This is a genomic window from Cellulomonas sp. KH9 (genome assembly GCF_900114185.1).
Lineage (GTDB): Bacteria > Actinomycetota > Actinomycetes > Actinomycetales > Cellulomonadaceae > Cellulomonas.
The window spans coordinates 52,750-73,314 of sequence record NZ_FOSE01000006.1 but is presented as its reverse complement, the minus strand read 5'-3'; the positions used below and the strand labels follow the sequence as shown (position 1 = coordinate 73,314).

Sequence of the window (20,565 nt, the reverse complement as noted above, 5' to 3'; positions counted from 1 at the left end):
CGCGCGCTCCCAGGGGGTCGGTGGGCGGGGTGGTGCCCGCCGCGACGTCAGGGGTGCAGGCTCCAGCGCCACGCGTCGGGCCCGCGGCCGGGCAGCGCACCGGCGCGCGGCCGGGGGGCGGTCCAGCGCGCCCGGGCCGACCGGGCGGCGCCGTCGGTGTCCGACGCGGGTGCGGCGTGGTGCGCGCTCGCCGCGACCAGGCCGGCCACGAGCGCGGCGAGCTCCACGTCGTCGGGCGTCCCGCGCACCACCTGCACGTGCGGGTCGACCCGCACCGCCGTGGCGGGCTCCTGCCCGGTGGTCACAGGTCGTCCTCGTCGTCGTCCTCGTCGTCCAGCAGCACGGGGGTGCCACGCCCCGCGCCCCACTCGCCCACGACGTAGCCCCGCTCCGTCAGGGTGTGGGCGATCTGCGCACCGCCGTCGTCGACGAGGTCGATGACGGCGTCGAGCGTGAGGTCGCTGACGGTCGACGGCAGCTCGACGACGAACCCCAGGTGGAACGTGTCGTGGTCACCCGGTGCGACGGGGGCGTCCGCGTCGGCGTCGGCGTCGTCCCAGGTCATGCCGGTCAGGTCGGCGTGCAGCCCGAGCCGCGCGTGCAGCAGGTCGTACAGGCGGGCGTTGAGCGTGCCCACCCGGCCCTCGAGCGCCAGGACCCGCGGGTCCTCGTCCGCCTCGCGCGCGCCGAACTCGGCCCGCACGCCCACCGCCGTCTCGACGTACGCGTGCAGCGCCTCGGCGAGCTCGTCCACCGTGGCGTGCAGGTCGCGGGCGTCCACGCCCGCCAGCGGCTCGCGGCCGTGCGACGCCGGGTCGTGCTCGTCGGGGTGGTCGTGCTCGTGCTCGCTCATGCCGGGCTCCTCACAGCGGGATGTTGCCGTGCTTCTTGGGCGGCAGACTCGCACGCTTGGTGCGCAGCAGCCGCAGGGACCGCACCACCTGGGCGCGGGTCGCCGAGGGCTCGATGACGTCGTCCACGTAGCCGCGGTCGGCCGCGTCCCACGGGTTCACGATCGCGTCCTCGTACTCGGCGGTCAGGCGGCGCCGCTCCGCCTCGACGTCGCCACCGGCCTGCGCCACGGTCTGCAGCGCGCCGCGCTGCAGGATGTTCACCGCCCCGCCGGCGCCCATGACGGCGATCTGCGCGGTCGGCCAGGCGAGGTTCACGTCCGCGCCCAGCTGCTTGGAGCCCATGACGATGTACGCGCCGCCGTAGGCCTTGCGCGTGATGACCGTGACCAGCGGGACCGTTGCCTCCGCGTACGCGAAGATCAGCTTCGCGCCGCGCCGGATGATGCCGTTCCACTCCTGGTCGGTACCGGGCAGGAACCCGGGGACGTCGACGAACGTCAGCACGGGGACCCCGAAGGCGTCGCACGTGCGCACGAAGCGCGCGGCCTTCTCCGCCGCGTTGATGTCGAGCGTGCCCGCCATGTGCATCGGCTGGTTCGCCACGACGCCCACCGGCTGGCCCTCGACGTGGCCGAACCCGACCACGACGTTCTGCGCGTACAGCGACTGCACCTCGAGGAAGCTGTCGTCGTCGAGCACCGTCTCGATGACCGTGTGCATGTCGTACGGCTGGCTGTCCGAGTCCGGGACCAGCGTGTCGAGCGCGAGGTCCTCGTCGGACGGCTCCAGGTCGGCCTCGTGCGCGTAGGCCGGCGGGTCGGCCAGGTTGTTGGTCGGCAGGTACGCCAGCAGGGTGCGCACCCAGTCGATCGCGTCGTCCTCGTCCGAGGCCATGTAGTGCGCGACGCCGGAGCGGGTCGAGTGCGTCGTCGCGCCGCCCAGCTCCTCGAAGCCCACGTCCTCGCCCGTGACGGCGCGGATCACGTCCGGGCCGGTGATGAACATGTTCGAGGTGCCGTCCGCCATGACGATGAAGTCGGTCAGCGCGGGGGAGTACACCGCCCCGCCCGCCGACGGCCCGAGGATCAGGCTGATCTGCGGGATCACGCCCGAGGCCGCGACGTTGCGACGGAAGATCTCGGCGAACTGGGTCAGGCCCGCGACGCCCTCCTGGATGCGGGCGCCGCCGCCGTCGCTGATGCCCACCAGCGGCACCCCGGTCCGCAGCGCGAGGTCCATCACCTTGGTGATCTTCTGCCCGTGCACCTCGCCCAGCGACCCCCCGAAGACGGTGAAGTCCTGCGAGTACACGCAGACCGGCCGCCCCTCGACCGTGCCGTGGCCGACGACGACGCCGTCGCCCGCCACGCGGCGGTCGGCCAGGCCGAAGTTGGTGGAGCGGTGCCGGACGAACGCGTCGAGCTCGACGAACGAGCCGGGGTCCAGCAGCGCCTCGATGCGCTCGCGGGCGGTCTTGCGACCGCGGGCGTGCTGCTTGGCCGCGGCCTTCTGCTCGGCGACGTCGACGGCGGCCGCGCGGCGCGCGCGCAGGTCGTCGAGCAGGCCGGCGGTGGTGCGGGCCGGTGCGGCGGGGCCCGTCGGGGCGGGGTCCGTGGGGCCGGGTCGCGCGGTGGGGTCGTCCTGGGTCACCCGACGAGGCTAGTTGTGGACGTCCACCAGCACCGTGCACCCCGCCGACCGTGTTGGTGGCGGACCGCTGTGGGGACCCCACAACCGGGCGTCCGCGCCGTGCGTCCCCGTGCTCGCAGCACGCGCCTCGCGCCTCCGTGCCGCCGTGCCGCCGTGCCGCCGTGCCACGCGCCGCGCCGCCTCGCGCGTCCGCGCCCCGCGCCACCCCGTGCCCGGCACGCGCACCCCCCCCGCCACGCGGCTCGTGGGGCGCGGGTGCGGGGGGCTGGGACATGATGGCGCGATGACCGACCGCCCGCCCCTGCAGGTCGCCGCGCTGCGTGAGCTGCTGCTCGCCCCCGCCGGACCGCTGGCCCGCCTCGACGTGGTGCCGGAGACCGGGTCCACCAACGACGACGTCGTGGCCGGCCTGCGCGACGACCCCGACGCCTGGCCGCACGCGAGCCTGCTGGTCACCGAGCACCAGGTCGCCGGCCACGGCCGCGCGGGACGCACCTGGACGTCCCCCGCGAGGGCCGCGCTGACCTGCACGTTCGTCGCCCGTCCGCGCTCGGGCCCCGCGACGTACGGGTGGCTGCCGCTGCTGGCCGGGCTGGGTGCGGTGCGCGCGCTGCGGGCGACGGCCGGTGTGCGGGCGGTCCTCAAGTGGCCCAACGACGTGCTGGTCGAGCTCGGTGAGGACGTCGAGTCGCTCGACGGCTGGGGCACCGCCCGCAAGGTCGCCGGCGTGCTGGCGCAGGCGGTGCCGCAGGTGCAGGGCGTCGCCGTCGGGATCGGGCTCAACGTCGACCAGTCCCGCGACGAGCTGCCCGTGCCGTGGGCGACGTCCCTCGCCCTGGCCGGGGCCCGGTCGGCGGACCGCGCGAGCCTGCTGGTCGCGCTGGTCGGCGCGCTGGACCAGGTCGCGCGCCGCTGGGTCGAGCACGACGGTGACGCCGTCGCCGCGGGCCTCGTGGACGAGGTCGCCTCCGTGTGCTCCACCGTCGGACGGCCCGTGCGGGTGGAGCTGCCCGGCGGTGACGTGCTCACGGGCACCGCGACCGGGCTGGACGACGACGGCGCGCTGCTGGTCCGCGACGCGCAGGGCGTCGGGCGGCGGGTGCTCGCCGGGGACGTCGCGCACCTGCGGGTGATGGGGGACACAGGGTCGTGAACTAGGCTACGACCCGTGCCGGGAGGTGTGCGGGACAGCGGGCGGCCCGGGGCCGGTGCGCCCGACGAGCAGCCGCGTCCTGCCCCGCCGACGGGGACCACCGAGGCCCTCGACGAGCTGCTCCTGGGCGGTCCGCGCACGCTGAGCGCGCGCGACCTGGCACGTCGCACGGGCATCGAGCTCGAGGTGGTGCGGATCTTCTGGCGCACCCTCGGGCTGCCGAGCAGCGGCGACGACGAGGTCATGTTCACCGAGCGGGACGCGCAGGCGCTGGCCCTCGCGCGGGCGCTGATCGAGGAGCACGGGCTCGAGCCCTCCACGGTCGTGACCGTGATCCGGTCGTTGGGGCACACCTCCGACCGGCTGGCGCTGTGGCAGGTCGAGGCGCTGGTCGAGGACATGGAGACGCGCTTCGGGCTGGACGACACGTCCGCCCGCCTGCTGGTGCTCGACCGGCTGCGGGACCTCGCCCCGCTGCTCGAGCAGCAGCTGCTGCACTCCTACCGCCGCCAGCTCGCCGCCGTGGCCGACCGCTACGCGGCCGAGTTCGGTCACCTGCGGGACGTGGCGACCGACGGCAACCTGCTGCCGCTCGCCCGCGCGGTCGGGTTCGCGGACATGGTCTCGTTCACCCGGCGCACCGCCGGCCTGGGCTCCACGGACCTGTCGCACTTCGTCCAGCGCTTCGAGACCGCCGCGCGGGACGTGGTCGTCGGGGCCGGTGGGCGGGTCGTCAAGACGATCGGGGACGCGGTGCTCTTCATCGCCGACACCCCCGGGGTGGGGGCTGCGGTCGCCCTGGGCCTCGCCGACGCCTTCGGGACGTCGCTGGACGTCGAGGCCGCGAAGGGCGCCGGCGGGCTGGCGGAGGGCGCGCGGGGGGTCACCCCCGTGCGGGTGGGACTGGTCTGGGGCAGGGTGCTGTCCCGGTTCGGTGACGTCTTCGGGCCGAGCGTCAACCTCGCGGCCCGCCTCACGGACGTCGCGGACCCCAGCTCGGTGCTGGTCGACGCGGCCACGGCGCAGGTGCTGGGCGGCGACCCGCGCTTCCGCCTCACCGAGCAGCCCGCCCGGGAGCTGCCGGGGGTGGGCGAGGTCGTGCCGTACCGGCTGGAGTCCGCCCGGCGCTGACCGACGCGCTCAGCCGAGGTCGGGCCCCGCGGGCGTGAGGAGATCGGGACCGTCGTTGGCCACCGCGTTGACGCGGGTGGACACGGGGGTCGCCCGCAGCGGGGGCGGGTCGACGGTCAGCAGCTCGCGAGCGTCGTCGGCGCCCACCGCGGGGTCGAGCCAGGCGGACCACGCGTCGGGCGGCAGGATCAGCGGCTGCCGGTCGTGGATCGCGGCCAGGGCAGGCGTGGCCGGGCGCGTCACCACGGTGACGGACACGATCCAGCGCGCCGGGTCGTCGTCCGCCCGGGCGGGGTCCCGCCAGAACTCGTACAGCCCGGCCAGCGCGGCGACGTCACCGTCGGCGGGGTGGATCCAGAACGGCTGCTTGGGTGCACGGCGACGCGGCGCGCCGGCCGGCGGCTGCGGGCCGGCCTGCCACTCGTAGTAGCCGTCCGCCGGCAGCAGCGCGCGCCGGGCGGCGAACGGCTTGGCGAAGGCGGGCTTGTCCGGCAGGGTCTCGACGCGCGCGTTGATCATGCGGTTGCCGATGGACGGGTCCTTGGCCCAGGACGGCACCAGGCCCCACCGGGCCACCCGCAGCTGGCGGGTGATCTCACCCGTCGCCCGGTCGGCGCGCTCGACGACCATCCGGACGCCGTCCGTCGGGGCGACGTTCCACGAGGGCGGCAGCAGCCGCACGTCGTCCGCGACGGTCGCCACGGCGAACTCGTCGGCGATCGCCTGGTCCTCCCGGAAGGACGCGTACCTGCCGCACATGCTGGTCAGCGTGCCACCCGGCACCGACACCCGCAGCGTGGGGCGCGTTCGCGTGTCGAATCGATTCGTGAACCGTCGCCGTCGGTGCCACGATGGAGGGCGATGCACCAGCCAGATCACCGCACCGCACCCGCCGGCCCCGCACCGGCGAACCCCGCACCGGCCGACCTCGCGGCCGTCCCCGTCGCCCCGGGCGGCGGCGGTGCGACGCCCACGGACGACGCACCCCGGTACCGTCCCGACGCCCGCCACGTGCTGCTCCTGGGCGCGATGTGCGCGCTGCCCGCGGTCTCCACCGACATCTACCTGCCGTCCCTGCCGGACGTGGCGCGCGACCTGGGCACCTCCGCCGCCGCCGCGCAGCTGACCATGACCGGCATGCTGATCGGCGGCGCGGTGGGCCAGCTCGTCATCGGCCCGCTGTCCGACCGCCTCGGGCGGCGCACCCCCGTGCTCGTCGGCGTCGCGCTGCACGTCGTCGTGTCCCTGCTGTGCGCGGTCGCACCCGCGATCGTCCCGCTCATCGCGCTGCGCGTCCTGCAGGGGTTCTTCAACGCCTCCGCGACGGTCGTGGCCATGGCCCTCATCCGGGACCGGTTCGTCGGGTCGGACGCCTCGCGCCTGATGTCCCGGCTCATGCTGGTGATCGGTGTCGCCCCGTTGTTCGCACCGTCCCTGGGCGGGGTCATCGCCGGGCAGTGGGGCTGGCGGGCCGTGTTCGTCGTGCTGGCCGTGCTCGGCGTGGGGCTGTGGCTCGTCGTCGCGCGCCGCATGCCCGAGACGCTGCCGGTCGAGCGGCGCCGGCCCAGCGGCGTGCGGGCCGCGCTGTCCGGGTACGCGCACCTGCTGCGGGACCGGCACTTCGTCGCGCTGGCCGTGCTGCCGGGCCTGACGATGGCCGTGCTCATGACCTACGTCGTCGCGTCGCCGTTCGTGCTGCGCGTCGGCTACGGCCTCACCGAGCAGCAGTTCGCCCTGCTGTTCGCGGTCAACGGCGTCGGCCTGGTGCTGGGGGCGCAGGTCAACGCGGCACTGGTGCGCCGCGTGGCGCCCATCCGGATCCTGCGGGTCGCGGTCGTGCTGACCGTGCTGCTCACCGCGGTGCTGCTCGCGGTCACGCTCACCGGGGCCGGCGGGCTGTGGTCGCTCGTGGTCGTGCTGTGGCTGGTGCTGGCGCTCGTCAACTTCGCGCCGCCCAACGCCACCGCGATCGCCCTGGGCCGGCACGGCGCGATGGCCGGCACCGCGGCCGCCTTCATCGGGTCGCTGCAGGCGGGCACGGGCGGTGTCGTCGCCAACCTCTCCGGCGTGCTGGGGGGCGGACCCGTCGCGATGGCCGCGGTCATGCTCGCCTCGGCCACCGTGGCGCTCGCGGTGCTGGCGCTGGCCACCCCGGCGTTCCGCCGCGGCGGTGCCTGGCAGCAGCTCGCCTGAGCCGGGCCGGCGGGCCGGTCAGGTCAGGTCCGGTCCGGTCCGGTCGTCAGCCGAACGCGCGGGACAGCCGGGCGACGGCGTCCTCCAGGACGTCCCGGCGCTTGACGAACGTGAAGCGGACCCAGGTCCGCAGCGCGGCGTGCGTCGGTGACCCGGCACGCGTGAACGCGGTGACGGGCACCGCGACCACCCCGGCGCGCCCCGGCAGCGCGCGGCAGAACGCCGCACCGTCCGTGGCGCCCAGCCCGGCGGCGTCGGCCAGCACGAAGTAGGTGCCGTCGGGGCGGACCACGTCGAAGCCCGCGTCGCGCAGGCCGTCGCTGAGCAGGTCGCGCCGCTCCGCGAGCGACACCACCAGCTCGTCGACCCAGGCGAGGGCCGCCGGGTCCGTCAGCGCGTGCGCCACCGCCGGCTGGAAGGGTGCACCCGACACGTAGGTGAGGAACTGCTTGACCGTCCGCACCGCCGCGACGAGCGCGGCCGGCCCGGTCACCCAGCCGATCTTCCACCCGGTGAACGAGAACGTCTTGCCGCTCGACGACACCGTCAGGGTGCGCTCCGCCATGCCCGGCAGCGTCGCCACGGGCACGTGCGCGACGCCGAACACCAGGTGCTCGTAGACCTCGTCGGTCACCACGAGCAGGTCGTGCTCGACGGCGACGCGCGCCACCGCCGCCAGCTCGTCGGCGCGCAGCACGGCACCGGTCGGGTTGTGGGGGGAGTTGAGCAGCAGCAGCCGCGTGCGCGGTGTGACCGCGCGCTCCAGGGCGGCGACGTCCAGCCGGAAGCCGTCGGCGGTCGGGCGCAGGGGTGCGGTGGTGTGCGTGGCGCCCGCCATGGCCACCACCGCGGCGTAGGAGTCGTAGTACGGCTCGAGCGTGAGCACCTCGTCACCCGGGGACGCCAGCGCCAGGACCGCGGCGGCGAGCGCCTCCGTCGCCCCGGTCGTGACGAGCACCTGCGTCCCGGGATCGACCTCCAGGCCGTAGCGCACGCGCTGGTGCGTGGCGACGGCCGCACGCAGCTCGGCGGTGCCGGGGCCGGGCGGGTACTGGTTGACACCGTCGAGGATCGCGTCGGCGGCCAGCCGCGCGACCGCGTGCGGGCCGTCGACGTCGGGGAAGCCCTGGCCGAGGTTGAGCGCGCCCGTCCGGGCGGCGAGCGCGGACATCTCCGCGAAGACCGTCGGCCGGGCGGTCCCGTCGGGGTCCAGCAGGCCCGTCGCCGCCGCCACCTGCTGCCACCGCGTCGTCACGGCGCGAGCATAGGCGCACGGCGTGCTGACGGCCGGCCGCTCGGGCGGCCGGACCGGCTGGGTCGGCTCAGAACGTGCCGGCGGCCGAGAGCAGGCCGACGACGACGAGGAGCGCGAGCGACAGCCACGCGGTCACGACCCACCACTCGGCACGGTGGCGGCGGACCTCCCGGGTGTGCGTGCGAACGGCCATACCTCCACGATCGGCAGATGGGCGCCCGCGGACGACGTCCCGGAGGGCGGGTCGTGGATTTCACCCGCTCGCCGGGGCAACCTGCGGGACGCCGACGACAGAGGGGGCGACGGCCCGGTCGTGCCGGGCCGTCGCACGGGTCACTGCGTCGCGGACCGCAGGTCCTGCCCGAGGGCGTCCAGGTGGCCGCCGAGGGTCTGCAGCGCACCGCCGGCCTCGTCCCCGGCGCCCGCGGCGGCCGCGTCGAGCTCGGCGCGTGCGGCGTCCACCTTGGCGCGGGCGTCGTCGATGGCCTGCGCGGACGCCTGCGCGCCCTCGGCCTGCGCCTTCTCCAGCGCCGCCTGGGCCTCGTCGACCGCGCCCTGGGCGTTGGTGACGGCCTGGTCGGCCTTGCCGCGGGCCTCCTCGTCGAGCCCGCTGAGCGAGCTGCGGGCCTCGTCGACGCTCGCCCGTGCCTCGTCGGCGTGCGTCCGGGCGGTCGCCAGGACCTCCTCGAGCTTGTCCCCGGCCGCCGTGATCTCGTCCGCGGCGCCCTGGGCGGCGCTCGCGACGTCGTCCGCCGCCCCCTGCACGGTGCCGTCGCTGCAGGCGGCGAGCCCGAGCGTCAGCGCACCGGTGGCGGCGAGAGCCGTGAGCAGGCGCGGGGCGCGGCGGGGTGCCGCGGTGGTGGTCGGGGGACGGCGGACGGATGTCGCGGGCGCAGCCACAGGGACGCCTCCTTCGTCGGGGGACCGGCCGAGTCGACCGGGCGTCCAGTTTGCCCCGACATCGTCCGCTCCGCGCGGCGGGAGCGCCGGCCGGGACGACGACGCCCCCGCCGGCAGGGCCGGCGGGGGCGTCGGAGCGGTGACGGGGGCGCCGCCCCGTGGGGTGGGGCGCTGGACCGTCGGGGAGTCGGTCAGGCCTCCGACCGCTCGCGGCGGCCCCGGACGTCCTCCAGCGACGTTCCGTAGTAGGCCGCGGTCATGATGTCCTTCATGTCGCCGATCATCGGCATGCGCGGGTTGGCGGGAGCGCACTGGTCCTCGTAGGCGCCCATGGAGACCTCGTCGAGGCGGCTGATGAACTCCTGCTCGTCCACGCCCTGCGCCTGGAACGACGCGGGGATGCCGACCTTGGCGCGCAGCGCCTCGACGGCCAGCGCGTAGGACTCGACGCCCTCCTCCGGCGTGGAGGCCGGCAGGCCGAGCGTCTGCGCGATCTGCTGGAACCGCTCGGGAGCCACGTAGGACTCGTACTTCGGCCAGCTCGTGAGCTTGGTCGGGACGGTCCCGTTGTAGCGGATCACGTGCGGCAGCAGCGTGGCGTTCGTGCGGCCGTGCACCAGGTGGTACGTCGAGCCGATGACGTGCGCCATGGCGTGCACGATGCCGAGGAACGCGTTGCCGAACGCCATGCCGGCGATGGTCCCGGCGTTGTGCATCTTCTCGCGGGCGTCCTGCGTGGCCGGGTCGGTCGGGTCACCGTTCACCGACTGCGCGAGGTTGTCGAAGATCAGGCGGATCGCCTGCAGCGCCATGCCGTCGGTGAAGTCGTTGGCGTAGACCGACACGAACGCCTCGGTGGCGTGCGTCAGGGCGTCGAAGCCCGAGTCCGCCGCCAGCGAGCGCGGCATCTTCGAGGTGAGCACCGGGTCGATGATCGCGACCGTCGGGGTCAGCGCGTAGTCCGCCAGCGGGTACTTCTTGCCCGCGTCGGGGTCGGAGATGACCGCGAACGGCGTGACCTCGGCGCCCGTGCCCGACGTGGTCGGGATGCAGACGAGCTTGGCCAGGTCGCCCAGGACCGGGAACTTGAACGCGCGCTTGCGGACGTCGAAGAACTTCTGCTTGAGGTCGGAGAAGACGATCTCCGGGTGCTCGTACAGCAGCCACATGACCTTCGCGGCGTCCATGGGCGAGCCACCGCCGAGCGCGATGATCGTGTCGGGACGGAAGTGGCGCATCTGCGCGGCGCCCGCCTGGACGGTCTTGACGGACGGCTCCGGCTCGACCTGGTCGATGATCTGCACGGCCACGGTGTTGCCACGGCGGCGCAGGACGTCGAGGACCTTGTCGACGAACCCGAGGGTCGTCATGGTCGCGTCGGTGACGATGGTGACGCGCTCGACGTCCGCCATGTCCGCGAGGTAGCGGATGGCGTTCGGCTCGAAGTACGTCTTGGCGGGGACCTTGAACCACTGCAAGTTGTTGTTCCTCCGGCCCACGCGCTTGACGTTGATGAGGTTCACCGCCGACACGTTGTTCGACACCGAGTTGTGGCCGTAGGAGCCGCAGCCCAGCGTCAGCGACGGGATGAACGCGTTGTAGATGTCGCCGATGCCGCCGAGCGACGACGGGGCGTTGCAGATCACGCGGATCGCCTTGACGCGCTTGCCGAACTCGACCGTCAGGGCGTCGTCGCGCGTGTGGATCGCGGCGGAGTGGCCCAGGCCGTCGAACTCGACCATCTGCTCGGCCAGCGCGAAGCCCTCCTCGGTGGTGGTCGCGCGCAGCACGGCCAGCACGGGGCAGAGCTTCTCGCGGGTCAGGGGCTCGTGCGGGCCGACGCCGGTGACCTCGGCGAGGATGATCGACGTGTCGGCCGGCACGGTGAACCCGGCCTGCTCGGCGATCCACACCGGCGACTTGCCGACGACCGCGGGGTTGAGCTTGGCGCCGCCGCAGTTCTCGCCGCCGGCCTCGACGCCGAAGATGAAGCGCTCGAGCTTCGCCTTCTCCGCCGGGGTGGCCCGGTACGCGTGCAGCTTGGCGAACTCGGCCATCGCGGCGTCGTAGATCTCGTCGTCGAGGATCGCGGCCTGCTCCGAGGCGCAGATGACGCCGTTGTCGAAGGCCTTGCTGAGGACGATGTCGTTGATCGCCCGGGCGAGCTTCGCGGACTTCTCGACGTACGCCGGGACGTTGCCGGCGCCGACGCCCAGGGCCGGCTTGCCGCAGGAGTACGCGGCCTTGACCATCGCGTTGCCACCGGTCGCGAGGATCGTGGCGACGCCCGGGTGGTTCATGAGCGCGCCGGTCGCGGCGAGCGACGGGGTCTCGACCCACTGGATGCAGTGCTCGGGGGCACCGGCGGCGACGGCGGCGTCGCGGACGATCCGCGCGGCCTCGACCGACGAGCGCTGCGCGTTCGGGTGGAACGCGAAGATGATCGGGTTGCGGGTCTTCAGCGAGATGAGCGACTTGAAGATCGCGGTCGACGTCGGGTTGGTCACCGGGGTGATGCCCGCGATGACGCCGACGGGCTCGGCGATCTCGGTGATGCCGTTGAGCTCGTCGACGTTGATGACGCCGACGGTCTTGAGGTTGGCCATCGAGTTGGTGACGTGCTCGCACGCGAAGATGTTCTTGACGGCCTTGTCCTCGAAGACGCCGCGCCCGGTCTCGTCGACGGCGAGCTTGGCGAGGTTGCCGTGCTGGTCCAGCGCCGCGACCGCACCCTTCTTGACGAAGCGGTCCACGTCCTCCTGGGTCATGGACGAGAACTCCGCCAGGGCCTTGGTGGCGTTGGCGACGAGCCGGTCGACGGCCTGCGCGACCTCGTCGACCTCGGCGACGCCCAGGGCGGTGCCGGCGGGCTGCGCGGTGGGGGCGGTGGTCGAGGCCGCCTCGGCCGGCGCGTCGGCCGCGGCCTTGGCGCGGGTGCTCTTCTTGGTGGTCTCGGACACCTGGACTCCCCGGGTAGAAGTGAGAGGGGGGCGGACGCTGGAGGCGGTCCGTCGCTGGCTCTGACGCTAGGGATCAGGGGCTGAGAAAACGTGGGATGAAAGTCCCCGCGGTGTGATCCACGCCGCTCCCGTACCTCCCTCGCGCCGCCCCGGGAGGACCTCCGTCCCGCCCCGACCGCCCGTCGGGGCCGCCGGACGCGTCGCCTCGCGGGTGTCGGACCCCGGTGGCACGGTGGGCCCATGAGCGACGTCCTGCCGCACTCCACCGTCACCGCCGCCGTCGACGCCCGGCACTGGCGCGTCCTGCTCGAGACCCTGCGGGCGACGTTCCGCACGCCCGACTGGGCGACGGGTGCCGAGCTGGTCGCCCGGGTCGCGCGGGCCGCCGACGCCGCCGACCACCACCCGGACGTGCTGCTGCGGTACGGCCAGGTCACCGTCACCACCAGCAGCCACGACGTGCACGGCCTCACCCAGCGCGACGTCGACCTCGCCGCCGCCGTCACCGCGATCGCCGACGAGCTGGGCCTCGAGGCGGCGGTGCCCGCCGGCGAGGTGCTCGAGATCGCGGTCGACGCGCTCGACATCCCCGCGGTCCGGCCGTTCTGGAAGGCCGTGCTCGGCTACGACGACGTGCCGGGCGACCCGGACGCGCTCGCCGACCCGGCCGGGACGGGCCCGGCGGTGTGGTTCCAGCAGATGGACGCGCCGCGGCCCCAGCGCAACCGCATCCACGTCGACGTGACGGTGCCGCACGACGTGGCCGAGGAGCGGGTCGCGGCGGCCGTCGCCGCCGGTGGTCGGCTGGTGTCGGACGCCGCCGCGCCGGCGTTCTGGGTGCTGGCCGACCCCGAGGGGAACGAGGCCTGCGTCTGCACGTGGCAGGCGCGGCCGACGGCCTGAGCGTCAGGCGAGCCGCCGCCGCAGGGTGCCGCGCACGTCGAGCGGCTCGGCGGCGTGCAGCAGCGGGGTCCGGCCCGCCACGTCGACGCCCAGCGGCAGCGTCATGGTGTTCGTCGTGATGTCGCACTCCGCGGGTGAGAGCCGCCACGGCGCGTGCGCCACGCCGCCGACCCACAGTCGGCGCGGCGCGCGGGGCGCCAGGTCGCTGGTGTACATCCGGTACCGCTCGGTGAGGAAGTGCTCGAGCGTGCCGGGCTCGGACGTGCGCGCCGGGCCGGTGCGGGCGTAGACCGCGCGGAACGCGGCCGCCGGCGCGCGCGGGTCGGTGCGGTCGCTGGCGTAGCGGACGGTCCCCGCCGACTCCTCGAGCCGCATCCGTGCGCGGTGGTAGGCCAGGCTCATCGTGGCGCGCCCGACGGCGACGCCGGTGGCGCTGGCGGCGTCCAGGCTGAAGAACCACACCCCGGGCTCGCCGCGGTACGTCACGTAGGTGCGCACGTTCAGCTCGTGGAACGCCCCTGGCCCGAACCCGAGCGGCGGTGCGAGCCGCGGCCGCACCACCGGCATGGTGAACGGGACGACCGCGAGCCAGGCGTCCCCGTCGAAGGTGTCGATGTCGAGGGCCGGCGGGACGTGCGGCCGCAGCGACGCCGCCGGCACCGGCCAGTGGCAGAACAGCAGGCGGGACCAGCGCATCGCGACGGCCCACGGTGCGCGGGGGAGGGGGTCGGGCGTCACCCGGGCACGGTAGCGCCGGGCGGCGACCGGCCGCGCCGCCCGGACGGGTCAGACGGCCTCCGGGCGCTTCCTGCGTGCGAAGCGGGCCGGCAGCTCGGGGCCGTCCCACACCTGGATCGACCGCCACACGGACGCGGCGATCGGCACGGCCAGCACGGCCCCGGTGATGCCGGCCAGGACCGTGCCGGCGGTCAGCGCGAACAGGATCACCAGCGGGTGCAGCGACAGCGAGCGGCCCATGACGACGGGCTGCAGGAAGTCGCCCTCGAGCTGGTTCACGACGACCACGATCACGACGACGACCAGCGCCTGGACGGGCCCGGCGGCCACGAGGGCGACCAGCGCGGCAAGGATGCCGGCGACGGTGGCGCCGACCAGCGGGATGAACGCCAGCAGGAACACGAGGACGGACAGCGGGATCACCAGGGGCACGCCGACGATCGCGAGCCCGACGCCGATGCCGACGGCGTCGACGGCGGCGACGATCGCCGTGCCCCGCACGTACCCGCCGAGCGCGCGCACGGTCGCGTCGCCGACCCGCTGGCCGCGCCGGTACCGCTCGCCCTCGAACGGGCGCAGCAGGAACTCCCAGATCCTCGGCCCGTCCTTGAGGAAGAAGAACAGGACCACGACCATGATGAAGAACCCGGCGACGAAGTCGGCGGTCTGCGAGACCCCCGCGATCGCGCCCGACCCGACGGCGTCGGACTGCAGCAGGCCCACGGCCGACTCCCGCACCGAGGCGATCTGCTCGTCGGTGATGTCGAACGGCAGGCTCTGCACGTACGCCTGCAGCTCGTCGAACCCGTCGAGCGCCTGGTCGCGCAGGTCCTCCCACTGGTTCACGACCGCCCGGACGACGAGCCAGACGATCCCTCCGAGCAGTGCCACCAGGCCGAGCAGGGCGATCCACGTCGCGAGCAGCGAGGGCACGCCGCGCCGGCGCAGGGTGCCGACCACCGGCGAGATCGCGGACGCGAGCACGAGAGCGATGAGCACGGGGATGACGACGAGCGTGAGGCGGGTCAGCGCGAACACCACGACCGCGACCACGGCCAGGACGGCCAGGACCTGCACGGCGCGGGTGCCCGCCCGCCCCAGGCCGTCGGCCCACAGGACACCCGCGGTCCGGGTGGGGGCGGCCGGTCGCGCGGGCGCGTCCTCGACCTGCTGCGGCGGGGGGCGGCGTCCGAACAGACCCATCGATGTCCTCCAGGTAGCGGCCGGCGACGTCCGGCGGCACAGACGCTAGGGGGGTCGGCGGCGCACCGCGCGTCGAGGCCGCCCGCTACGCCCGCGCGGACACCAGCGACGCACCCCAGCCGAAGGCGCGTCCGAGCTCCGCCTCCGTCGGCCCGGTGGTGGTGCCGGTGACCTCGAAGGACGTCGGCGGGGCGACGAGCCTCCCGGACAGCGCCTGCAGCCGCTCGGCGATCGCGTGCGCGGCCGAGCCGCTGTCCGCAGTGCCCCAGGACGTGTCGAACGCGGCCACCGGGGTGCCGGCCACCAGGGCCGGCGCCGAGGTGAGCCAGCGGTCCAGCCCGGTCAGGCCGGAGACGGTCCGACCGTGCGCGCGGGCCTGCGTGCGGGAGTCGTTGGTGCTCATGCCGCGCAGGTGCGTCGGTCCTCCGACGGCCAGCAGCAGCACGTCCGTCGCGCGCCACGGTGCGCGCTCCCCGTCGCCCACGACCCGGCCGACCTCGACCACGTCGACCGCCAGGCCGCACGACGCGATGCCCGCAGCGACCGCCTCCGCGATCGCCAGGGTGCCGCCGAACATGGACTCGAACACCACCATCGCTGTCATGGCCCCACGATCCTCGCGTCCGGTGCCTCGGCGCCGCGGCCGTAGGTCCCTGGACGTGCGGGACGTCGGCAGGTGTCAGGGGGTGGCGTGCGCCGCGCCGAGGGGCGCGACCACCGCGGTCGCGGCCCCCGCCGCGTCGCCCGTGCCGTCCTGCGGGAGGCACGCCTGCAGGGCGTTGTAGAGCAGGACGAACCCCGCGAACGCGGCACCGGCGGCCAGGAAGCGGTTCGTCCGCGGCCGGACGTCCCGGCCGAGCACCTGCCGCTGGGCGTGGGGGTCCAGCACGGCCCCGCGGTGGACGTCCACCACGCCGCCGCCCGCGTCCTGCACGGTCAGCACCACGTCCGGCGCCCGCAGCTCGGCGTGCGCGACCCGGTCGCCCACGGCGAGCGGGTGGCGGGGCGATCCCAGGACGTGGAGGACCTCGGCGACGTCCGCCCGGGCGACCTGCAGACGACGGGGTCGACCGTCCAGCGTGACGAGGACCTCCTCGCCCGCGCGCAGCGTGGCCGGGTCCAGCCGCTCGGGCAGGTCCACGGGGTAGGAGAGCGTCACCGTCCTGGTGCGTGAGCCGTACGTGTAGGCCAGGCGGTGGTCGGCGCCGCCGTCGTCGCGCAGGTGCCACTCCTCCCACGTGGAGAAGCGCCCGGTCGCGGCGTCGCGCGCCCGGTAGCAGACGAAGCCGCGGGCGGTGGCCCGCCAGCCGGGCCGTCGCCCCAGCGGGCGGCCCAGGCGGACGCGGGTACGGGGGACGGGCTGGTGGAGGAGCACGGCCACCGACGGTAGCCACCCGCCCGTGCCCCGGCCTGCGCGGTCACCCGGTCGTGCGGGCGCGTCCCCCGTCCGGTCGCAGGCGCACGGGTCGGTGGGCGGCCCCGGACGCGCGAGAGCCCCACGGCCGGGAACGGCGGTGGGGCTCTCGTGTGGTGCGCCCGAAAGGATTCGAACCTTCGACCTTCTGCTCCGGAGGCAGACGCTCTATCCGCTGAGCTACGGGCGCGCGGCGATGCCCGAGACTACCAGCACCCGCGGGGGCGTGAGGTCACGCGCTCGCGGACCCGGCAACCCCCGCGCGGCGCGCCCCGGTGCCGCGGCCGGTCAGCCGTCCTCGAGGAGGCCGGACAGGTAGCCGCTGGTCTCGGCCGCCGCCCGCTCCGGGTCCCCGGCCACGATCGCCTCGATCAGGGAGTCGTGTGCGTCGGCCGCGTGCACGTCGGTGACGAAGTTGAACCGGATGTTGTCGCCGATGGCCTCGATGAGGTTGTCGTACAGCGAGCGCAGCACCGGGTTGCCGGCCGTCCGCACGATCGCGCGGTGCAGCGCGAGGTCGGAGGCGACCATCTCGTCCAGGTCCCCGCCCTCGTAGGCCGCGGCCCGCGCGTCCCGCTTGCCGAGCAGGTCCGAGGCGTCGTCGGCGGTGCGGCGGCGCGCGGCCAGGCGCGCGGCCTCCATCTCCAGGGCACGCCGCACGGACACGACGTCCCGCTGGCGGGCGTCGGCGATCTGGCGGCCCATCGTCACGGCCAGCTCGGAGGACGACAGCACGTACGTGCCGGAGCCCTGGCGCCGCTCGAGCAGCCCGGCGTGCACGAGGGACTGCACCGCCTCGCGCACGGTGTTGCGGCCCACGCCCAGCAGCTCCACGAGGGACGGTTCGGGCGGGATGCGGGTCCCGACGGCCCACTCGCCCGAGCCGATGCGCGATCGCAACGCCTCGACGGCGGTGTCGATCAGTCCGGTGCGTCGCGCCATGGGCGGTGGTCTCCTCGTCGTCGGCGGCGGGGCGTGCGCCGCCGGCTTCGCGGCCCCGGCGCCCTCGCCCGAGTCAACACGTCCGACGACCGGACGACCAGTCCCTCGGCGCGGGGCACGCCGTGTCGTGCGGGTGGCCGTCGGCGGTGGGCACGGTCACGGTGCGCCGGTCGTCGTCCCCTACCCTGGAACCGTGACTCCCGACCAGCTCGCCGACGCACTGCGCGGCGCTCTCGTGCACGCCGTCGACGACGGCACGTTCACCCTCGACCCGGCCGCGATCCCGGCTCGCGTGCACATCGAGCGACCCCGCCAGCGCGAGCACGGCGACTGGTCGACGAACGTCGCGCTGCAGCTGGCGAAGAAGGCGGGCGTCAACCCCCGCGCGTTCGCCGAGGAGCTCGCGCGGCGCCTCGCCGACGTGCCCGGCATCGCCGCGGTGGACATCGCCGGCCCCGGGTTCCTCAACATCCGGCTCGACGCCGCTGCCGCGGGCGAGCTCGCGCGCGGGATCGTCGAGCAGGGCGCCGGCTACGGCACCAACGACACCTTCGCCGGCCTGCGGATCAACCTGGAGTTCGTCTCGGCCAACCCCACGGGTCCGCTGCACATCGGCGGCGTGCGCTGGGCGGCGGTCGGGGACGCGCTGGCCCGCGTGCTGACCGCGTCGGGCGCCGACGTCACGCGCGAGTACTACTTCAACGACCACGGCGCGCAGATCGACCGGTTCGCGCGCTCGCTCGTCGCCCGTGCCCGGGGCGAGGAGGCCCCGGAGGACGGCTACGGCGGGCAGTACATCACCGAGATCGCGGACCAGGTCGTCGCGGACGCGCTCGCGGCCGGGGAACCGGACCCGCGCACGCTGCCGGACGACGACGCGCGCGAGGCGTTCCGTGCCCGCGGCGTCGAGCTGATGTTCGGCGAGATCAAGCAGTCGCTGCACGACTTCGGCGTCGACTTCGACGTGTACTTCCACGAGGACTCGCTGCACGAGTCCGGCGCCGTGGACCGCGCGGTGGAGCGCCTGCGGGCCGGTGGGCACATGTTCGAGAAGGACGGCGCGCTGTGGCTGCGCACCACGGACCTCGGGGACGACAAGGACCGCGTCGTCATCAAGTCCGACGGTGAGGCCGCATACATCGCCGGGGACATCGCGTACTACCTCGACAAGCGCGAGCGCGGCTTCGACCGTGTCGTCATCATGCTGGGCTCGGACCACCACGGGTACGTGGGTCGCATGATGGCCGTGTGCGCGGCGTTCGGGGACACCCCGCACGTCAACCTCGAGATCCTCATCGGCCAGCTGGTGAACCTCGTCAAGGACGGGGAGCCGGTGCGCATGTCGAAGCGCGCGGGCACGATCATCACGATCGACGACCTCGTCGAGGCCGTCGGGGTGGACGCCGCGCGCTACGCGCTGTCGCGGTCGTCGTCGGACCAGCAGATCGACCTCGACCTCGACCTGCTCGCCAAGGCCACGAACGAGAACCCCGTCTACTACGTGCAGTACGCGCACGCCCGCACCGCCGCGGTGGCCCGCAACGCCGCCGAGGCGGGGGTGCGTCGCGAGGACGGGTTCGACGGCTCGCTGCTCGACCACGAGTCGGAGGCCAAGCTGCTGGGTCTGCTGGCGGACTTCCCGCGGGTCGTGGCCCAGGCCGCGGACCTGCGCGAGCCGCACCGCGTCGCGCGGTACGCCGAGGACGTCGCCGGGGCGTACCACAAGTGGTACGACCAGAAGCGCCGCGTCGTGCCGTGGGGCGACGAGGAGGTCACCGACGCGCACCGCACGCGGCTGTGGCTCAACGACGCGACCCGGCAGGTCCTGGCCAACGCGCTCGGCCTGCTCGGGGTGGGCGCGCCGGAGCGGATGTGACCGCCGGGCCGCTCGGCCCGCCCTGGTCCTGCGGCGTCGTGCGCGGCGCCGACGGTGCCGTGCGGGTCGCCGGCGTCGACGTGCGGGACCTGGCTGCGACGTACGGCACTCCCGCGTACGTCGTCGACGAGGCGGACCTGCGGGCCCGCGCGCGGGCGTACCGCACGGCCTTCGAGGCCGCGTGCGCCGAGGTCGGCACGGGCGTCGACGTCTACTACGCCGGCAAGGCGCTGCTGACGCGCGCCGTCGCGCGCTGGGTGCACGAGGAGGGCCTGCGCGTCGACACCGCCAGCGGCGGCGAGCTCGCCGTGGCGCTGGCCGCGGGTGTGCCGGGCGCGGACATCGGCCTGCACGGCAACAACAAGTCCGACGACGAGCTGCACGCCGCGCTCGACGCGGGCGTGGGGCGCATCATCGTCGACTCGCTGGTCGAGGTGGACCGGCTCGCGGCCCTCGTGCGCGCGCACCGCGGCGCGGACGGTGCACCGGCGCCGGTGATGGTGCGCGTGACGACCGGCGTGCACGCCGGCGGGCACGAGTTCATCTCCACGGCGCACGAGGACCAGAAGTTCGGGCTGTCGCTGGCGGCCGGACCGGACGGCGGCGACAGCCCCGCCCTGGCCGCGCTGCTGCGCGTCCTGGACCACCCCGAGCTGCACCTGCTGGGCATCCACTCCCACATCGGGTCGCAGATCCTCGACGCGTCGGGCTTCGCGGTGGCCGCGCAGCGGGTGCTCGCGCTGCGCGCGGAGCTCGCGGAGCGCACGGGCGTGCTCGTCGACGAGGTGGACCTCGGCGGCGGGTACGGCATCGCCTACCTGCCCGGGGACGTCGCGCTCGACCCCGACCGCATCGCGAAGGAGGTCGCGCAGGCGGTCGCCGACGCGGCGCGTGAGCTGGGCACCCCGCTGCCGCGGCTGTCGATCGAGCCGGGCCGGGCGGTCGTCGGGCAGGCGGGCCTCACGCTGTACACGGTCGGGACCGTCAAGCCCGTGCGCCTCGACGACGGGCGCGTGCGGACGTACGTCTCCGTGGACGGAGGCATGAGCGACAACATCCGCCCCGCGCTGTACGGCGCGCAGTACCACGCGGAGGTCGTCTCCCGGGTCTCGGACGCCGAGCCGGTGCTCGCGCGGGTGGTCGGCAAGCACTGCGAGAGCGGCGACATCGTCGTCCACGAGGTGACGCTCCCGGGCGACGTCCGGGCGGGGGACCTGCTGGCGGTGGCCGCCACGGGGGCCTACGGGCGGTCGATGGCGTCGAACTACAACCTGCTGACCCGCCCGCCGGTGGTCGCGGTGACCGCGGGGGAGTCGCGGGTGCTCGTGCGTCGCGAGACGGTCGCTGACCTGCTCGCCCTGGACGTCGCGGAGTCCTGACCGCCGGTGCACCG

Annotated in this window: 19 protein-coding genes and 1 tRNA gene; 6 read left to right on the top strand and 14 right to left on the bottom strand. The window is 74.8% G+C overall.

Features of this window, described 5'->3' with window-relative positions:
• Window positions 1-47 precede the first annotated feature (47 nt).
• Genes BMZ16_RS18035 through BMZ16_RS18025 form a run of 3 tightly spaced genes read right to left on the bottom strand, consistent with a single transcriptional unit; the run spans window position 48 to window position 2,504 of the window.
• Complete coding sequence (locus BMZ16_RS18035) at window positions 48-305, bottom strand: acyl-CoA carboxylase epsilon subunit (protein ID WP_255366797.1); 258 nt, start codon at window positions 303-305, stop codon at window positions 48-50.
• A complete protein-coding gene (locus BMZ16_RS18030; RefSeq protein ID WP_089803109.1) occupies window positions 302-853 on the bottom strand; it encodes a hypothetical protein in 552 nt (183 codons plus the stop codon). Before BMZ16_RS18030 ends, BMZ16_RS18035 begins: the two co-directional genes overlap by 4 nt.
• A gap of 10 nt (window positions 854-863) precedes the next feature.
• A complete protein-coding gene (locus tag BMZ16_RS18025; protein WP_369822666.1) occupies window positions 864-2,504 on the bottom strand; it encodes an acyl-CoA carboxylase subunit beta in 1,641 nt (546 codons plus the stop codon).
• A gap of 283 nt (window positions 2,505-2,787) precedes the next feature.
• Here BMZ16_RS18025 and BMZ16_RS18020 point away from each other — a divergent pair, with 283 nt between their 5' ends.
• Window positions 2,788-3,657, top strand: coding sequence for a biotin--[acetyl-CoA-carboxylase] ligase (locus BMZ16_RS18020; protein WP_089803107.1), 870 nt, complete (start codon window positions 2,788-2,790; stop codon window positions 3,655-3,657).
• Window positions 3,658-3,672: 15 nt separating this feature from the next.
• Window positions 3,673-4,788: an adenylate/guanylate cyclase domain-containing protein gene (locus BMZ16_RS18015; RefSeq protein ID WP_089803105.1), complete on the top strand. Its 1,116-nt coding sequence runs from the start codon at window positions 3,673-3,675 to the stop codon at window positions 4,786-4,788.
• A gap of 9 nt (window positions 4,789-4,797) precedes the next feature.
• Here BMZ16_RS18015 and BMZ16_RS18010 read toward each other — a convergent pair whose 3' ends face one another.
• Window positions 4,798-5,547, bottom strand: coding sequence for an SOS response-associated peptidase (locus BMZ16_RS18010; RefSeq protein ID WP_089803203.1), 750 nt, complete (start codon window positions 5,545-5,547; stop codon window positions 4,798-4,800).
• A gap of 102 nt (window positions 5,548-5,649) precedes the next feature.
• Here BMZ16_RS18010 and BMZ16_RS18005 point away from each other — a divergent pair, with 102 nt between their 5' ends.
• Window positions 5,650-6,981 (top strand): multidrug effflux MFS transporter, encoded by a 1,332-nt coding sequence (locus BMZ16_RS18005; RefSeq protein ID WP_089803103.1) that lies wholly within the window; start codon window positions 5,650-5,652, stop codon window positions 6,979-6,981.
• Between the two features lie 46 nt (window positions 6,982-7,027).
• Here the strand turns inward: BMZ16_RS18005 and BMZ16_RS18000 are convergent, their stop codons facing one another.
• The 4 genes from BMZ16_RS18000 to adhE all read right to left on the bottom strand — a co-directional run bounded on the left by BMZ16_RS18000 (window position 7,028) and on the right by adhE (window position 12,096).
• The gene (locus BMZ16_RS18000) at window positions 7,028-8,236 is read right to left on the bottom strand and encodes a pyridoxal phosphate-dependent aminotransferase (protein WP_089803101.1); all 1,209 of its coding nucleotides are present in this window, start codon (window positions 8,234-8,236) and stop codon (window positions 7,028-7,030) included.
• Between the two features lie 67 nt (window positions 8,237-8,303).
• Window positions 8,304-8,429: a molybdopterin oxidoreductase gene (locus tag BMZ16_RS17995; RefSeq protein WP_089803099.1), complete on the bottom strand. Its 126-nt coding sequence runs from the start codon at window positions 8,427-8,429 to the stop codon at window positions 8,304-8,306.
• A gap of 140 nt (window positions 8,430-8,569) precedes the next feature.
• On the bottom strand, window positions 8,570-9,136 hold the full coding sequence (locus BMZ16_RS17990) for a hypothetical protein (protein ID WP_089803097.1): 567 nt from the start codon (window positions 9,134-9,136) through the stop codon (window positions 8,570-8,572).
• A gap of 191 nt (window positions 9,137-9,327) precedes the next feature.
• Complete coding sequence (gene adhE, locus BMZ16_RS17985; protein WP_089803095.1) at window positions 9,328-12,096, bottom strand: bifunctional acetaldehyde-CoA/alcohol dehydrogenase; 2,769 nt, start codon at window positions 12,094-12,096, stop codon at window positions 9,328-9,330.
• Window positions 12,097-12,336: 240 nt separating this feature from the next.
• On the opposite strand from adhE, the gene BMZ16_RS17980 reads away from it, so the two are divergent.
• Entirely contained in the window at window positions 12,337-12,999 is a 663-nt protein-coding gene (locus BMZ16_RS17980) for a VOC family protein (protein ID WP_089803093.1), read from the top strand.
• A gap of 3 nt (window positions 13,000-13,002) precedes the next feature.
• Here BMZ16_RS17980 and BMZ16_RS17975 read toward each other — a convergent pair whose 3' ends face one another.
• From BMZ16_RS17975 to BMZ16_RS17950, 6 genes are all read right to left on the bottom strand, one after another.
• A complete protein-coding gene (locus BMZ16_RS17975; protein WP_089803091.1) occupies window positions 13,003-13,737 on the bottom strand; it encodes a YqjF family protein in 735 nt (244 codons plus the stop codon).
• A gap of 48 nt (window positions 13,738-13,785) precedes the next feature.
• The gene (locus BMZ16_RS17970; RefSeq protein WP_089803089.1) at window positions 13,786-14,940 is read right to left on the bottom strand and encodes an AI-2E family transporter; all 1,155 of its coding nucleotides are present in this window, start codon (window positions 14,938-14,940) and stop codon (window positions 13,786-13,788) included.
• 85 nt (window positions 14,941-15,025) lie between these two features.
• Window positions 15,026-15,544, bottom strand: coding sequence for a flavodoxin (locus tag BMZ16_RS17965; protein ID WP_143082892.1), 519 nt, complete (start codon window positions 15,542-15,544; stop codon window positions 15,026-15,028).
• A 75-nt stretch (window positions 15,545-15,619) separates the two neighbouring features.
• Window positions 15,620-16,315: a hypothetical protein gene (locus tag BMZ16_RS17960; protein ID WP_143082891.1), complete on the bottom strand. Its 696-nt coding sequence runs from the start codon at window positions 16,313-16,315 to the stop codon at window positions 15,620-15,622.
• 153 nt (window positions 16,316-16,468) lie between these two features.
• A tRNA-Arg gene (locus BMZ16_RS17955) sits at window positions 16,469-16,544 on the bottom strand.
• A gap of 98 nt (window positions 16,545-16,642) precedes the next feature.
• Window positions 16,643-17,296, bottom strand: coding sequence for a FadR/GntR family transcriptional regulator (locus BMZ16_RS17950; RefSeq protein WP_089803083.1), 654 nt, complete (start codon window positions 17,294-17,296; stop codon window positions 16,643-16,645).
• A gap of 193 nt (window positions 17,297-17,489) precedes the next feature.
• On the opposite strand from BMZ16_RS17950, the gene argS reads away from it, so the two are divergent.
• On the top strand, window positions 17,490-19,172 hold the full coding sequence (gene argS / locus BMZ16_RS17945) for an arginine--tRNA ligase (protein WP_089803201.1): 1,683 nt from the start codon (window positions 17,490-17,492) through the stop codon (window positions 19,170-19,172).
• The gene (gene lysA / locus BMZ16_RS17940) at window positions 19,169-20,551 is read left to right on the top strand and encodes a diaminopimelate decarboxylase (protein ID WP_089803081.1); all 1,383 of its coding nucleotides are present in this window, start codon (window positions 19,169-19,171) and stop codon (window positions 20,549-20,551) included. The genes argS and lysA overlap by 4 nt, the downstream gene beginning before the upstream one ends.
• The last annotated feature ends 14 nt before the right edge of the window (window positions 20,552-20,565 follow it).